The 14,571-nt window shown below is 69.8% G+C and carries 12 protein-coding genes; 6 read left to right on the forward strand and 6 right to left on the reverse strand.

Annotated features, from left to right (window positions below; translation table 11 throughout):
- Window positions 1-483: 483 nt before the first annotated feature.
- The 3 genes from BUR99_RS17370 to BUR99_RS17380 are packed head-to-tail and all read right to left on the reverse strand — an operon-like array spanning window position 484 to window position 3,024.
- Window positions 484-1,314 carry an aldo/keto reductase gene (locus tag BUR99_RS17370; RefSeq protein ID WP_074261671.1) on the reverse strand — a complete coding sequence of 277 codons (831 nt, stop codon included), beginning with the start codon at window positions 1,312-1,314 and terminating at the stop codon, window positions 484-486.
- Between the two features lie 56 nt (window positions 1,315-1,370).
- Window positions 1,371-2,165: a DUF1684 domain-containing protein gene (locus tag BUR99_RS17375; RefSeq protein ID WP_074261672.1), complete on the reverse strand. Its 795-nt coding sequence runs from the start codon at window positions 2,163-2,165 to the stop codon at window positions 1,371-1,373.
- A gap of 46 nt (window positions 2,166-2,211) precedes the next feature.
- A complete protein-coding gene (locus tag BUR99_RS17380; RefSeq protein ID WP_074261673.1) occupies window positions 2,212-3,024 on the reverse strand; it encodes a CPBP family intramembrane glutamic endopeptidase in 813 nt (270 codons plus the stop codon).
- Between the two features lie 94 nt (window positions 3,025-3,118).
- Here BUR99_RS17380 and hrpA point away from each other — a divergent pair, with 94 nt between their 5' ends.
- Window positions 3,119-7,150: an ATP-dependent RNA helicase HrpA gene (hrpA, locus tag BUR99_RS17385; protein WP_234980905.1), complete on the forward strand. Its 4,032-nt coding sequence runs from the start codon at window positions 3,119-3,121 to the stop codon at window positions 7,148-7,150.
- A gap of 34 nt (window positions 7,151-7,184) precedes the next feature.
- Here the strand turns inward: hrpA and BUR99_RS17390 are convergent, their stop codons facing one another.
- The 3 genes from BUR99_RS17390 to BUR99_RS17400 are packed head-to-tail and all read right to left on the reverse strand — an operon-like array spanning window position 7,185 to window position 9,897.
- Window positions 7,185-7,937 carry an amino acid ABC transporter ATP-binding protein gene (locus tag BUR99_RS17390; protein ID WP_143231717.1) on the reverse strand — a complete coding sequence of 251 codons (753 nt, stop codon included), beginning with the start codon at window positions 7,935-7,937 and terminating at the stop codon, window positions 7,185-7,187.
- A gap of 59 nt (window positions 7,938-7,996) precedes the next feature.
- Window positions 7,997-8,998, reverse strand: coding sequence for an amino acid ABC transporter permease (locus tag BUR99_RS17395; RefSeq protein WP_074261675.1), 1,002 nt, complete (start codon window positions 8,996-8,998; stop codon window positions 7,997-7,999).
- Window positions 8,998-9,897, reverse strand: a complete 900-nt coding sequence (locus BUR99_RS17400; RefSeq protein WP_074261676.1) for an ABC transporter substrate-binding protein — start codon at window positions 9,895-9,897, stop codon at window positions 8,998-9,000. The genes BUR99_RS17395 and BUR99_RS17400 overlap by 1 nt, the downstream gene beginning before the upstream one ends.
- A gap of 142 nt (window positions 9,898-10,039) precedes the next feature.
- Here BUR99_RS17400 and BUR99_RS17405 point away from each other — a divergent pair, with 142 nt between their 5' ends.
- The 5 genes from BUR99_RS17405 (at window position 10,040) to BUR99_RS20305 (ending at window position 14,571) form a co-directional block, all read left to right on the forward strand.
- Window positions 10,040-11,248 (forward strand): MFS transporter, encoded by a 1,209-nt coding sequence (locus BUR99_RS17405; protein ID WP_074261677.1) that lies wholly within the window; start codon window positions 10,040-10,042, stop codon window positions 11,246-11,248.
- A gap of 32 nt (window positions 11,249-11,280) precedes the next feature.
- A complete protein-coding gene (locus BUR99_RS17410; RefSeq protein WP_074261678.1) occupies window positions 11,281-12,114 on the forward strand; it encodes an aldo/keto reductase in 834 nt (277 codons plus the stop codon).
- A gap of 88 nt (window positions 12,115-12,202) precedes the next feature.
- Window positions 12,203-13,144: a DUF4349 domain-containing protein gene (locus BUR99_RS17415; RefSeq protein ID WP_074261679.1), complete on the forward strand. Its 942-nt coding sequence runs from the start codon at window positions 12,203-12,205 to the stop codon at window positions 13,142-13,144.
- 9 nt (window positions 13,145-13,153) lie between these two features.
- Window positions 13,154-14,317 (forward strand): acyl-CoA dehydrogenase family protein, encoded by a 1,164-nt coding sequence (locus BUR99_RS17420; protein WP_074261680.1) that lies wholly within the window; start codon window positions 13,154-13,156, stop codon window positions 14,315-14,317.
- 77 nt (window positions 14,318-14,394) lie between these two features.
- The gene (locus BUR99_RS20305) at window positions 14,395-14,571 is read left to right on the forward strand and encodes a hypothetical protein (protein ID WP_159441007.1); all 177 of its coding nucleotides are present in this window, start codon (window positions 14,395-14,397) and stop codon (window positions 14,569-14,571) included.

Here is a 14,571-nt window from a genome sequence, read left to right on the forward strand (position 1 = left end):
AATCCTCCCCCCACCAAACGATGGGGTCGGGGTTCAATAATTTGGCATTGAACATAGTGCACGCTGTTGAGTTCTCAAGGAACGGACGCACCCGAGTTTCGGTCTCAAGACCTGCCCTCAGGGCAACCTACCTACCGTACCACTTCTCTTGCCGGACTCGATCACTCGATGTCATTCAGCCATTCGGATCTGAAGATCACGTGCCTGAAACAGCAGTTGTTCACACAACAAGAACACGACCCGAAGATCATGTTCGTTCTGAAGTGGGGGTTTCATCTTAGGCTTGAAATCACCGAGTCGCAATGCGACTACGAGGCTATTTGGCTAAGAATCTCACCGTCTCGGCCGGGAAGCCCTGATCTCTCAGCCGCTTCCCGCACCGCCGTGGCGATGAGTAAGAATTTACGCGGATCCCGGGAGACGGGCAAATCCCGCCTGCATCCCGGGCGTGTCGCGCTGAGATGCGCGGATCCGCGTCATCCGTCAGTCGACATCGGCAGGGTGGGAGCCGACGCGGCCCTCGCGCTCGAGGGCGGTGATCGCCTGGACCTCCGCATCGCTCAGCTCGAAGTCGAAGACATCGAAGTTCTCGGCCATGCGCTCACGCCGGTTCGACTTCGGGAAGACGATGTGGCCGCGCTGCAGGTGCCAGCGGATGACGACCTGCGCCGGGCTCTTGCCGTGCGCCTCCGCGGCATCCGCGATCTCGGGCACGTCGAAGAGCGGGTACTTGCCCTGGCCGAGCGGGCCCCAGGCCTCGATCGCGATGCCGTGCTGCTCGGCGAACGCAGCGGTGGCCGGCTGCTGATGAGCCGGGTGCAACTCGATCTGGTCGACGGCCGGCACCACATCGGTCTCGGCGAGCAGCCGCTCGAGGTGCGGCACGAGGAAGTTCGAGACGCCGATCGATCGCGCCCGCCCGCTCTCGCGGATCTGCTCGAGCGCCTTCCAGGCTTCGACGTACCGGTCGCCCTTCGGCGACGGCCAGTGGATCAGGTACAGGTCGACCTCGTCGAGCCCCAGTCGTTCGAGGCTCGCGTCGAACGCGTCGAACGCCGACTGCGTGCCGTGATCGGTGTTCCAGAGCTTCGTGGTGATGAACAGCTCTTCACGCGGAATGCCGGATTCGGCGAGCGCGGTGCCGACGCCTGCCTCGTTGCCGTAGATGCGTGCCGTGTCGATGTGCCGGTATCCCACCTCGAGCGCGTCGCTGACGATGCGCACCGTCTCGTGAGGGTCGACCTTGAAGACACCGAAGCCGAGCTGAGGGATCGAGTGGCCGTCGTTGAGCTGGATGCGGGGAACAGAAGTCATGCTTCATCCCACCACGGGTGCACCGGCAGTCGACAGTGCGGTTCGCTGCCCGCGAATCAGGCGGCGTCGACCTCGGCGCCGGCGCCGGCGCCGACCTCGGCGTCGACTTCGGGCAGCGGATGCCGCGTGGCGAGCCGCTCCCCCGCGCGAAGCGCGACTGGCCAGCGGTTGCCGAGCGGCGGCAACGGGCAGACGTACTCGTCGGAGAACGCGCACGGCGGCAGGTAGGCGCGGTTGAAGTCGACGGCGACCGTGCCGTCGGCCGCGGGTTCGGGCACCCGGAGGAATCGGAAGCGGTAGCTCTCGCCGCCGCTCGTGGCATCGGCGAGCACCGCCGAGAGGCCGTGATCGTCTCGCGTGACGGTGAGCTCGACGGGAACGCCGTCGATCTCGAGCTCGATCGCACCGCCGAGGCGGTCGTTCGACTCGTGTCCGTCGACGGAGGTCACGTCGAGGGTCGCTCCGGCGCCCGCGGGCGTGAACCGGCCGGTCACGACGCGTTCGGGCGAGGGCGGGTACGCCTCGATCGCGACGAGCGACGTGCGGCTCGGGGCATCCGGATCGATGACGCGCAGCGCGAGTGCGCCGTCGCGCTCGAAGGCGCGCAACCGCACCCCGTCGAGCTCGAGTTCCTCGCCGGGTGCGAGCCGCGCCTCGGTGCCGTTGCGCAGCGCTCCGACGACGTTCGCGGATTCGGCGTGCCACCGTCCCGGCGCGCCGGCGTACTCGGCCGGCTCGGCCGCGAGCCAATGGGTGTGCCGCAGCGCCGCCGTGCCGTGCGGCGCCGAGACCGCATGCCAGCGCGACTGCTGCCACTCGCGGAACGCGGTCTCGAACTCGTGCTCACCCATGCCGACACCGTAACCGCCCGAGCGGGTCCGATCCGAATCGCGTGCGTCAGGAGGCCAGTGCCGAGTCGGGGAGGAAGAGCAGCACGAGCGCCGGCGCGCTCGTCATGAGGTTGACGAGGAGGTGGGCGATGATGATCGGCATCAGCCGCCGCTGGAAGTGCACGATGAGGCCCGAGCCGAGGCCCCAGACGAAGAACGCCGCGAGGTAGACGAGCACCGCATCGGCGGTCGCCGCGTAGAAGACGTGCTGCAGCGCGAAGATCGCCGACGGCACGACGATCGCCCAGAACGTTGGCCACCGCCGCTCGAGCCCCCACTGCGAGTAGCCGCGGTAGATGAGCTCTTCTGCCGGCGCGTTCAGCGGAGCGAACGTCACGACGGAGACGACGGCGAGGACCGTGAGCCAGGCGCGGTTCAGCGGCGGGGCGGCATCCGCGTCGGAGAAGACCGTCTCGAAGTGCTCGAGCGCGGCGCCGCCGTGGAGGGCGAACATCACGCCGAAGACCGCGAGGATGAACGGCAGCCACAGCACCGCGAGCCAGAGCAGACCCCACAGCACGTCGCGGCCGAGTCTTCGCCACGAGAAGTCGATCAGGTCGCGTGCTCGCTGCCCCGAACGGTGCAGCGCCTGGCGCACGAGCACGATCGAGAGCACGTTCACCGGCAGCATCGTCGCCGCGGCGAACAGCATGCCCGGCGGGAACGGCCCGGGCTCGGCCGTGAGCGCGAGCGCGATCCAGGTGCAGAGGGCCGCGAGACCGACGAGCGCAACCCTCAGGATCGGCAGTCCGAGGAGCGCCCCCGTGCCGCTGACGCGCGCCGGGATCGGCTCCGCCGGTGCCTCGACCTCGGTCGACATGAGGGAGTTCTACCACGACCCCGCTCGCGCCGCATTCGGATACGGCAGGGCTCAGACGTGCCTGACCTCGGTCGACCGCATACGATGGAGGGCTGTGCTTGCCGAGATCACCTACCCCGCCGAGCTGCCCGTCTCCCGGCAGCGTGAGGAGATCGCGCGCGCCATCCGCGAGAACCAGGTCGTCATCGTCGCCGGCGCGACCGGTTCGGGCAAGACCACGCAGCTGCCGAAGATCTGCCTCGAGCTCGGCCGTGAATCCATCGGCCACACGCAGCCCCGGCGGCTCGCCGCCCGCACGATCGCCGAACGCATCGCCGACGAGCTCGGCGATGAGGTCGGCGGGGTCGTCGGCTACCAGGTGCGGTTCACCGACAAGGCGAGCGCCTCGACGCGCATCAAGCTGATGACCGACGGCATCCTGCTGAACGAGATGCACCACGACCGGATGCTGCGCCGGTACGACACGATCATCATCGACGAGGCCCACGAGCGCAGCCTCAACATCGACTTCCTGCTCGGCTACCTCAAGCAGTTGCTGCCGAAGCGCCCCGACCTGAAGGTCATCGTCACGAGTGCGACGATCGACCCCGAGAGCTTCGCCAAGCACTTCGCGGATGCATCCGGCGAGCCGGCCCCGATCATCGAGGTGTCGGGTCGCACCTTCCCCGTCGAGATCCGCTACCGCCCGCTTGTGGCCGAGGACTCGGCGAGCGACGACCCCGATGATGAGCCCGAAACGGTGGGCACAGGGCAGGCGACTGGTCGCGGGCGGGTTTCGACAGGCTCAACCGGCAGGGTGGCGGCCGACGACAAGGACTACCTGCAGGGCATCATCGAGGCCCTCGACGAGCTCGACCGGGAATCGCGCGGCGACGTGCTGGTCTTCCTCTCGGGCGAGAACGAGATCCGCGACGCCGAAGAGGCGGTCCGCGGGCACTACTCCGGGCGGGGGGCCGCCGTCACCGAGGTGCTCCCGCTCTACGGGCGGCTCTCGGCGGCCGACCAGCACCGCGTGTTCCAGCCCTCGACCGTCGCCGGCGTGCGCCGCCGCGTGGTGCTCGCGACGAACGTCGCCGAGACCAGCCTCACGGTTCCGGGGATCAAGTACGTGATCGACGCCGGCACCGCGCGCATCAGTCGCTACTCGGTGCGCTCGAAGGTGCAGCGGCTGCCGATCGAGGCGATCTCGCAGGCCTCGGCGAACCAGCGCTCCGGCCGGTCGGGCCGCACGAGCGACGGCATCGCGATCCGCCTCTACTCCGAAGAGGACTTCGCGCGGCGTCCGGAGTTCACCGAGCCCGAGGTGTTGCGCACGAACCTCGCCGCGGTCATCCTGCAGATGATCTCGCTCGGCCTCGGCGACATCGAGGCGTTCCCGTTCCTCACCCCGCCCGACGCGCGCGGCGTGAAAGACGGAGTGGAGCTGCTGCGGGAGCTCGGGGCGGTCGACGCCTCCGGCGGCGCGGCGGCCGGGAACCGACTGACGAAGGTCGGCCGCGCCCTCGCGAAACTCCCGATCGAACCGCGATTCGGCCGGATGGTCGTGGAGTCCAAGCAGCACGGCGTGAGCCGCGAGGTGCTCGCGATCGTCGCCGGCCTCACGATCCAGGACCCGAGGGAGCGCCCGCTCGAACGCCGCCAGCAGGCCGACGAGCAGCACGCCCGCTTCGCCGACCCGACGAGCGACTTCATCACCCTGCTGAACCTCTGGAATCACCTCGAGACGCAGCAGCGTGAGCTCGGCTCGAGCGCGTTCCGGCGCATGTGCAAGAACGAGTTCCTGAACTACCTGCGCGTGCGCGAGTGGAACGACGTCTACCGGCAGCTGCGGCAGATGAGCCGGCCGCTCGGACTCGAGATCGACGACAAGACCCCCGGTGGCGGCTCGGCTCCCGACGCCGACCTGATCCACAAGTCGCTGCTCGCCGGACTCCTCAGCCACATCGGGCTGAAGGACTCCCCCGCGAGCACGACCCAATCGGGCACCCGCGGCGGCGCGCCATCCGGTGGGCGCAAGCCCAAGGGCGAGTACCTCGGCGCCCGGCAGTCGCGCTTCCTGATCTTCCCGGGCTCGGCGCTCGCGAAGAAGCAGCCCGACGCCATCATGAGCGCCGAGCTCGTCGAGACGAGCCGGCTCTTCGCCCGCATGAACGCGGCGATCGACCCGGCGTGGGCCGAGCCGCTCGCGGGGTCGCTCCTCAAGCGCAGCTACAGCGAGCCGCACTGGGAGAAGCGGCAGGGCTCGGCCGTCGCCTACGAGAAGGTCACCCTCTACGGCGTGCCGATCGTCGCGCGCCGGCGCATCCAGCTCTCCCGCGTCGACCAGGCGTACGCACGGGAGCTCTTCCTCCGGCACGCGCTCGTCGAGGGCGACTGGCCGAACGACATCCGCCGCGATCGGCTCTTCGACTTCGACCGGAAGAACCGGAAGCTCCGCGCCGAGCTCGAGGCCGTGGAGGAGCGCAGCCGGCGACGCGACATCCTCTTCGACGACGAGGCGGTCTTCGAGTTCTACGACTCGCGCATCCCGGGCGACGTCACCTCGACCCGGCTCTTCGAGACCTGGTGGCGCGCGGCGAAGCAGGAGTCGCCCGATCTGCTGACGATGACGGCCGAGGCGCTCGCTCCCGAGGACGCGCCCGCGATCGACGAGGACGCGTTCCCGCCGAACTGGAAGCAGGACGATCAGACGCTCTCGCTGCGGTATCGCTTCGAGCCCGGGGCATCCGACGACGGCGTCACCGCGCAGGTGCCGCTCGTGCTGCTCGCACGGCTCCGCCCCGAGGGGTTCGACCGTCAGGTGCCCGGCCTCCGCACCGAACTCGTCACCGCCATGATCAAGGCCCTGCCGAAGGTGATCCGCCGAAACGTGGTGCCCGCGGCCGACTGGGCCGCGAAGATCGTCGCCGAGCTCGGCGAAGCGGATGCCCCGGCGGGCATGTCGTTCGCCGACGAGGTCGCCGCCGCGATCAAGCGCCTGACCCACACGCCGGTGACGGGCGCCGACTTCGCGATGGACCGGATTCCGCCGCACCTGCAGATGTCCTTCCGGGTCGTCGACGGCCGCGGCAAGCAGCTCGCCGTCGGCAAGGACCTTCGGGCGCTGCAGGCGCAGCTCGCCGACCGGGCCCGCGACGCCGTCGCCGACACGTTCGCGACGCCCGCCCGCGGCGAGCGCGGGCCTCGAGGGCCGCGCCAGGTCGACGGGCCGGTCACGCCCGGCTCGATCGCCGCGGCAGGTGAGGCGCCGGGCGCCGGCATCGAGCGCACCGGGCTCACCAGCTGGGACTTCGCCGAGCTCCCCCGCTTCGTCGACACCACGGTCGGCGGCAACCGGGTGCGCGCCTACCCGGCCCTCATCGACGACGGCACCGCCGTGAACATCAGACTGCTCGCGACGCCCGAGGAGCAGGCGCGGGCGATGCCCGGCGGCATCCGTCGTCTGCTCATGCTCGCGACGCCGTCACCCGTCAACTACGTGCAGCAGCACCTCACGGGCAACGAGAAGCTCATCCTCGCGACGAGCCCGTACCCGAGCACGACCGCGCTCTTCGCCGACTGCCTCGTCGCCTGCGTGAACGACGTGCTGTATCGCGTGAAGGACGACGGCATGCTCTTCACGAAGCTCGAGTTCGACACCGTGCGCGACCGCGTCTCGGGCGTCGTCATGGACACCATGTTCGAGACCGTCGGCCTCGTCGCCCGAACCCTCACGGCGCTCCGCACCGCCGAGAAGACCGTCAAATCGGCGACGAGCATGGCGCTGCTGCCTGCCCTCAGCGACGCCAAGGAGCAGCTCGCCGGCCTCGTCTTCCCGGGGTTCGTCTCGCGCACCGGCCTCGAGCGCCTGCGGCATGTGCCCCGCTACCTCGAGGGCGTCACGATGCGCGTCGGCAAGCTCGTCGACAACCCCGGCCGCGACCGGGTGTGGATGAACGAGGTGCAGACGGCGCTCACCCGCTTCGCCGAAGCCGGGGGCACGATTCCGCTGGCACCGGATGCCCCGGCGAACGTGGTGCGTGCGCGCTGGCTCATCGAGGAGCTGCGCATCAGCCTCTTCGCGCAGGAACTGCGCGCGGCCGAGAGCGTGTCGTTGCAGCGCATCACGAAGGTGCTGCAGGGCTGAGCCTGGTTTCGACAGGCTCAACCCGCAGAGTCGGTTAGAGCACCTTCGAGAGGAACGCCTGCGTGCGCGCGTGCTGCGGGTTCGCAAGCACCTCGCGAGGGTCGCCGGTCTCGACGACCACGCCGCCGTCCATGAACACGAGCGTGTCGGCCACCTCGCGGGCGAAGCCCATCTCGTGCGTGACGACGATCATGGTCATGCCGGTCTTCGCGAGTTCCTTCATGACGTCGAGCACCTCGCCGACGAGCTCGGGATCGAGCGCCGACGTGGGCTCGTCGAAGAGCATGAGCTTCGGATCCATCGCGAGCGCCCGTGCGATCGCCACCCGCTGCTGCTGCCCTCCGGAGAGGTGAGCCGGGTAGTAGTCGGCCCGCTCGGCGAGGCCGACGCGTGCGAGCAGCTCGTGTGCGCGGGCCTTGGCCTTCGACCTCGAGACGCCCTTGACCTGGGTCGGCGCCTCCATGACGTTCTCGAGGGCCGTCATGTGCGGGAACAGGTTGAACCGCTGGAACACCATGCCGATGTCACGGCGCTGCTTCGCGGCATCCTTCGGGTGCATCTCGTAGAGCTTGTCGCCGACCTCGCGGTACCCGACGACCGAGCCGTCGACCGAGAGGCGCCCCGACGAGACCTGCTCGAGGTGGTTGATGCAACGCAGGAACGTCGACTTGCCCGAGCCCGACGGGCCGACCAGGCAGAGCACCTCGCCGCGCCTGACCTCGAGCGAGATGTCCTTCAGCACCTCGTTGGAGCCGAAGCTCTTCGACACGTGCTCGGCGAGCACCATCGGCGTCTGCGACACCGCAACCGACTCGTCGTCGCCTGCGGGCGTCGTCGTCTGTTCGCTCATCGAGCGTCTCCTCCATGCCTGGCGGCGAGTCCCGCCTCGGGATCGACCTGCTCGAGGCCATCGGTCGACATCGCACCCGTGACCGGGCCAGGGCCCGTGTCGGGACGATCCCCGACGCCGCGTGCGAAGCGCTTCTCGAGGAAGTACTGGCCGACCATGAGCACCGAGGTGATCGCGAGGTACCAGATCGACGCGACGATCAGGAGCGGGACCGGTGCGAAGATCGCGGCCGCGATGTCGCGCTGGCGCATGTACAGCTCGAGCGTGAACGGGATCGCCGAGACGAGCGAGGTCGTCTTCAGCATCGAGATGACCTCGTTGCCGGTCGGCGGGATGATCACGCGCATCGCCTGCGGCAGCACGACCCGGCGCATCGTCGTGCCCCAGCCCATGCCGAGCGCCGTCGCCGCCTCGCTCTGGCCCGAGTCGACCGAGAGCAGCCCGGCCCGCACGATCTCGGCCATGTAGGCCGACTCGTTGAGCGCGAGGCCGATGACCGCGAGCCAGAAGGTGTTCAGCAGGGCCGTCGTCGGGAATGAGACCCACGGCTCCATGAACGGCACACCGAGGTCGATCGAGGTGTAGATCGTGGCGAGCAGGCCCCAGAAGACGAGCTGCACGTAGACCGGAGTACCGCGGAAGATCCAGAGCCAGACCCACGCGACGCCCTTCAGCACAGGGTTCTCGGACTGCCGCATGACCGCGAGGATGATGCCCAGCACGACGCCGATGACCATCGAGAGCACGGTGAGGAGCAGGGTGTACCCCGCTGCCTGCGAGATGCGCTGATCGAAGAGGTACTTGCCGACGGTCGGCCAGTCGAAGGCCGGGCGCTGCGCGGCGTCGATGACGACGACGGCGACGATGGCGAGGATGACGACGGCGAAGGCGATGCGCCACGGATGCCGCAGCCGCACGATCTTCGTCGGCACCGGGGCGGCCCCGGGGCCGCCCGCCGGCACGGACGTCTCTGTCCGGCCGGAGGACGCGTCGTTCATCAGGTGCCCGCGTTGATCTCGATGGTGTCGACGCCGCCCGACTCGACGCCCCACTCGGCGAGGATGTCGCCGTAGGTACCGTCGTCGATGAGCGACTGCATCGCGGTCTGAACCGCTGCGGCGAGCTCCGAGCCCTTCTCCACGGGGAAGCCGTAGGGAGCGGAGTCGAACACCTCGCCGGCGGCCTCGAGCTTGCCGTCGGTCTGGGAGATCGCGTAGCCCGTGACGGGCGAGTCGGCGCTCATGGCGTCGGCCTGGCCGAGCACCACGGCGTTCGCCGCTGCGTCCTGCGTGTCGAACGGCGTGATCTGGATCGCGGGCTTGCCTGCGTCGACGCAGGCCTGGCTCTTCGCGGGCAGTTCGTCGGTGTGCTCGTACGTCGTGGCCTGCACGGCGACCTTCAGGCCGCAGGCGTCGTCGGGGTCGACGGTCTTGCCCGCGGGAGCGGCCCACTGGATGCCGGCGCTGTAGTAGTCGACGAAGTCGACCTGCTTCTGGCGCTCGGCATTGTCGGTGAAGCTCGACATGCCCATGTCCATGGTGCCGCCGGTGATCGAGGGGATGATCTTGTCGAAGCTCGCGATCTCGTACTGCACCTCGAGGCCGAGCTTGGCGCCGAGGGCGTCGACGAGGTCGACGTCCCATCCGATCGGGTTGCCGTCGGCGTCCTTGAACTCGTTGGGCGCGTAGGCGGCGTCGGTGCCGACGACGAGCTTGCCGGAATCGGCGATGTCGGCGGGCAGCAGGGCCGCGGCGGCCTCGTCGACCGCGATCGTGGGGGCCGAGGCATCGGTGGCCGGTTCGCCGCCGCCGGTCGTGTTGTCGACACAGCCGGAGAGGAGGAGGACCGCGGCCGCAGCCGCAGCTACGGTCGGAATGAGCAGGCGTCGGGAGTGCATGGGAGAACCTCTGTCGTTGCGATGGGGATCGACGACGAAGACTCTGGCCCCGGCGCCGTTACAGACCGAGCTTATGTCACCTGCGGCGCGCTGGATTCGGCTTCGAGATCACGATCCGGCCATCGATAGAGTTGATCGCACCGTGGGAAGCTACTCCGATCTGCTCAGAACCTCGGGCGTCGCTCGCATCATCGCCGCCCAGTTGACCGCGCGCTTCCCGTCGGGCATGCTCTCGCTGGCCTTCCTGCTGCATGTCGAGCAGCAGACGGGCTCCTACGGGGCCGCCGGACTCGTGCTCGCGGCGACCTCGATCGGCCAGGCCGTCGCCGGCCCGCTCACGAGCCGGCTCATGGGTCGGCTCGGCATGCGGCCCGTGCTCATCGCGACCCTCGCGATCTGCGTGACGGCGATCGTCGCGATCGCGGTGCTGCCGCTCACGGTGCCCCTCTACATGGCGATCGGACTGGTCGCGGGTCTCGCCAACCCGCCCGTGCAACCGGCGGTGCGCACGATCTATCCGAAGATGGTGAACTCCCGCCAGCTCACCCCGCTGTTCTCACTCGATGCCTCGGCACAGGAGATCATCTGGGTCGTCGGCCCCGTGGTCACCACATTCGTCGCGACCCAGATCGGCACGGTCTGGGCGATCCTCCTCGCCGCAGTGCTCATGGTCGTCGGCGGCATCTGGTTCATCTCCTCGCCGGAGCTCGGCCGGGTGCGCATCCCCCGCTCGAAGCGGCGCTTCGGCGCCGTGCTCGGCCGCCCCCCGGTACTCCTCGCGACCATCGTCGGCTTCCTGCTGATCGGCGCCACCGCGGCGATCGAGGCCGGCGTCGTGGCGGTGTTCGGTCACGGCGGCGGCGAAGCCGGCATCGTGCTCGCGATCTTCGCGGTGGGTTCACTCGCCGGCGGCCTCTTCCTCGGCCACGTGCCGATCGGGCCGTGGGCGACCGCCCGCCGCATGTTCATCGTGTTCGCGGGCACGGCGCTCGCTGCCGGCCTCATGGACTTCTGGTGGCTCTCGCTCACCCTCTTCATCGCCGGCATCGGCATCGCACCGGCGCTGGCCGTGCTCTTCGCGATCGTCTCGGCGAGCGTGAAGTTCTCGGACACCGCCGAGGCTTACGGATGGGTCGGCACCGGCCAGCTCATCGGCGCCGCCCTCGGCTCGGCGCTCGCGGGTTTCCTCATCGACAGCAGCGGCCCGCAGGGCGCCTTCTGGGCCGCCGCGGCGCTCGCCTTCCTCGGCTTCCTCGCGGGCCTGTTCGGCCGGCGCTGGCATCCCGACCTCCGCGGGCGCGACGCCAGTCCGATCCCCGACACCGAGCCGGTGCCGGCGCAGCCGAGCTGACGCGCGCCGCAGCCCACTGAGAGAAGCACCGGATGCCACGAGCCCTTCCCGCAGCTCCACGACTCCCGCTCGCCGACGGCTCGAGCATCCCGCAACTCGGCTACGGCCTCTACAAGGTGCCGGCGGCGGATGCCACGGGCCTCTGCCTCGACGCGATCGACGCGGGCTACCGGCACCTCGACACCGCGGCGTTCTACGGCAACGAGCGCGAGGTCGGCGAGGCGGTGCGTGCATCGGGCCTCGCGCGCGACGAGCTGTTCGTGACGAGCAAGGTGTGGAAGGACGACAACGGCTACGAGTCGACGCTGCGCGCCTTCGAGGAGTCGATGCGGCGGTTCGCGCTCGACCGGCTCGATCTCTTCCTCATCCACTGGCCGGTGCCGTCGACCGACCGGTACGTCGACACGTGGCGCGCGCTCATCCGGCTCCGGAACGAGGGCCGGGTGCGCTCGATCGGCGTCTCGAACTTCCACGCCCACCACATCGAACGCCTCGTCGCCGAGACCGGCGAGACCCCCGTCGTGAACCAGGTCGAGCTCCATCCGTGGCTGCCGCAGACGGCGCTGCGCGAGTTCGACGCGGCCCGCGGCATCCGCACCGAGGCGTGGTCGCCGCTCGCGCGGGGCCGGGTGCTCGGCACTCCCCTGCTCGACGAGCTTGCCGCCAAGCACGGGCGGAGCCCCGCGCAGATCGTGCTGCGCTGGCACGTGCAGCTCGGCAACATCGTGATCCCGAAGGCAAGTCGCCCGGAACGGATCCGCGAGAACCTCGACGTCTTCGGCTTCGAGCTCGACGCCGACGACGTCGCCGCGATCGCCTCGCTCGACAGCGGCGAGCGCACCGGGCGCGACCCCGACGACGACTGAGCGGATGCCGCGGAGCGACATCCGATCGTGACCCGACTCCCAGCCGGCTTCCAGACATCGCGTTCCCGGCCCGCCGTACAGTGAGCGCATGAGACGACGACTCGCGCCGACGGCCGCCGTTGCGGCCGTGCTCACCGCCCTGCTCCTCGCCGGCTGCACGGCCGGGCAGAGCACGTCGACGGGCGAGCCCGACGTCACGAGCGGCGAGATGGCGCCCGAAGCCCCGCAGTCCGTCGAAGGCGGTGACGCAGCGGCCGACGCCGACCGGAGCGTCATCACGACCGGCTCGATCGCGATCACCGTCGACGACCCGATCGCCGCAGCGCAGAGCGCCGCCGACATCGCCGATGCGTCCGGCGGGCGGGTCGACAGTCGCAACGAGACCCCCGGCACCGACACGCAGACGCCGAGCGCACGGCTCACCTTGCGCATCCCGGCCGATGAACTCGACGGCGTGGTCGCCGACCTCCGGGAACTCGGCACCGTCACCTCCGTCTCGATGGACGCCTCCGACGTGACCGCCCAGCGCCAGGACCTCGACGCCCGCATCGAGGCGCTCACCGCCTCCGTCGACCGGCTGCGCGAGCTCCTCGCCACCGCGACCTCGATCCCCGACCTCATCGCGATCGAGTCCGAGCTGACCACGCGGCAAGCCGAGCTCGACAGCCTGACCCAGCAGCGCGACGCACTCGCCGATCAGGTCGACTACTCGACCCTCGACGTCGGGCTCGTCACCGAGTCCCAGGCGCCCGCCGCCGCGCCCGGCGACTTCTGGAGCGGCCTCGCCGCCGGTTGGGGTGCCCTCGTCGTCTTCGGATCGTGGTTGAGCGTCGCGATCGGCGTGCTGCTGCCGTGGCTCCTCGCCGCGGCGGTCATCGTCACGATCATCGTCGGCATCGTCATGCTGACGACGCGACGACGACGGGCCCGTCGAGCGGATGCCGCGGCATCCGTCGCCGCGCAAGTGCCGCCGCCGGCCGACCCGGCACCGCCCGTGATCACCCCGCACGACCAGACGCCCGAGGCGTAGTCTGGCGGCGTGAGCACCACGCCTGAGACCCTGCTGCACGACGAGCTGCTCGAACGCTTCCGCGAACGTGCCGCCCGCTACGACCGCGACAACGCCTTCTTCGACGAGGACCTCGCCGAACTCCGCGAAGCCGGCTACCTGACGGCGCTCGTGCCCGTCGAGCTCGGCGGCCTCGGCTGGACGTTCGCCGACGCCGTGCGCGGCCAGATGCGCCTCGCGAGCGCTGCTCCGGCGACCGCACTCGCCGTCAACATGCACCTCGTCTGGACCGGCGTCGCCAAGGTGCTGCGCGACCGCGGCGACGACTCGCTCGACTTCGTGCTGCGCGAGGCGGGCGCCGGCGAGATCTTCGGATTCGGCATCAGCGAGGCCGGCAACGACCTCATGCTCTTCGGTTCCCGCACGCTCGCCGAGCCGCAGCCCGATGGCGGCTACCGGTACACCGGGCGCAAGATCTTCACCTCGCTCTCGCCGGCGTGGACCCGGCTCGGGACGATGGGCCTCGACTCGGTCTCGGCCGATGCACCGAAGCTCGTCTACGGCTTCATCGACCGCGAAGACCCCGACGTGCGGATCCTCGACGACTGGGACACGATGGGCATGCGGGCGAGCCAGAGCCGCACGACCGTGCTCGACGGGGCGTTCGCGGCATCCGACCGCATCGTGCGCCGGCTCGATCCCGGGCCGAACGCCGACCCCCTCATCTTCGGCATCTTCGCGAACTTCGAACTGCTGCTCGCCTCGGTGTACGCCGGCATCGGCGATCGGGCGCTCGACCTCGCCGTCGCGGCGGCGCGACGGCGCACGTCGATGAAGAACGGCGGCGCGCCGCTCTCGCAGGACCCCGACATCCGCTGGCGCATCGCCGACGCCGCGCTCGCCCAGGAGGCGATCGAGCCGCAGCTGCTCGCGATCGCGCGCGATCTCGACGAGCTCGTCGATCACGGCGCCTTCTGGTTCGCGAAGCTCGTGGGCATCAAGGTGCGTGCGACCGAGACCGCCAAGCACGTCGTCGACCAGGCCGTCCGCGTCTCCGGAGGGTCGACGTACTTCGCGGGCTCCGAACTCGGCCGCCTCTACCGTGACGTGCTCGCCGGCATCTTCCACCCGTCCGACGACGAGTCCGCCCATTCGACGGTCGCGAACGCCTGGCTCGGCCCGATCGACTCGTGAGCCCGACCCCGGGGACGCCCGACCGGTAGACTCGACCGGGCGGCGCGGACCGCCACCGGAACTCTCTGGAGGTCGTTGTGAACGTCATCACTTTCCTCATCTCGATGGGACTCTTCGTCTTCGGCATGTGGCTCATGGGCACCGCGCCCGTCATGACCGAATTCCAGGCGCCCGTGTTCTTCGGCGGCATCATCGCCGTGGCGCTGTCGCTCGCGATCCCGTTCCACCTCCTCGGTCGCAGCGACGGCGTCTGA

It is taken from the genome of Agromyces cerinus subsp. cerinus, assembly GCF_900142065.1.
Taxonomy (GTDB): Bacteria; Actinomycetota; Actinomycetes; order Actinomycetales; family Microbacteriaceae; genus Agromyces; species Agromyces cerinus.

What these genes read in the sequence shown, in the direction of transcription:
- BUR99_RS17370 (WP_074261671.1), bottom strand. Translation starts at nt 1,314, where the DNA reads ATGACTTCTGTTCCCCGCATCCAGCTCAACGACGGCCACTCGATCCCT.
- BUR99_RS17375 (WP_074261672.1), bottom strand. Translation starts at nt 2,165, where the DNA reads ATGGGTGAGCACGAGTTCGAGACCGCGTTCCGCGAGTGGCAGCAGTCG.
- BUR99_RS17380 (WP_074261673.1), bottom strand. Translation starts at nt 3,024, where the DNA reads ATGTCGACCGAGGTCGAGGCACCGGCGGAGCCGATCCCGGCGCGCGTC.
- BUR99_RS17390 (WP_143231717.1), bottom strand. Translation starts at nt 7,937, where the DNA reads ATGGTGCTCGCCGAGCACGTGTCGAAGAGCTTCGGCTCCAACGAGGTG.
- BUR99_RS17395 (WP_074261675.1), bottom strand. Translation starts at nt 8,998, where the DNA reads ATGAACGACGCGTCCTCCGGCCGGACAGAGACGTCCGTGCCGGCGGGC.
- BUR99_RS17400 (WP_074261676.1), bottom strand. Translation starts at nt 9,897, where the DNA reads ATGCACTCCCGACGCCTGCTCATTCCGACCGTAGCTGCGGCTGCGGCC.
- BUR99_RS17410 (WP_074261678.1), top strand. Translation starts at nt 11,281, where the DNA reads ATGCCACGAGCCCTTCCCGCAGCTCCACGACTCCCGCTCGCCGACGGC.
- BUR99_RS17415 (WP_074261679.1), top strand. Translation starts at nt 12,203, where the DNA reads ATGAGACGACGACTCGCGCCGACGGCCGCCGTTGCGGCCGTGCTCACC.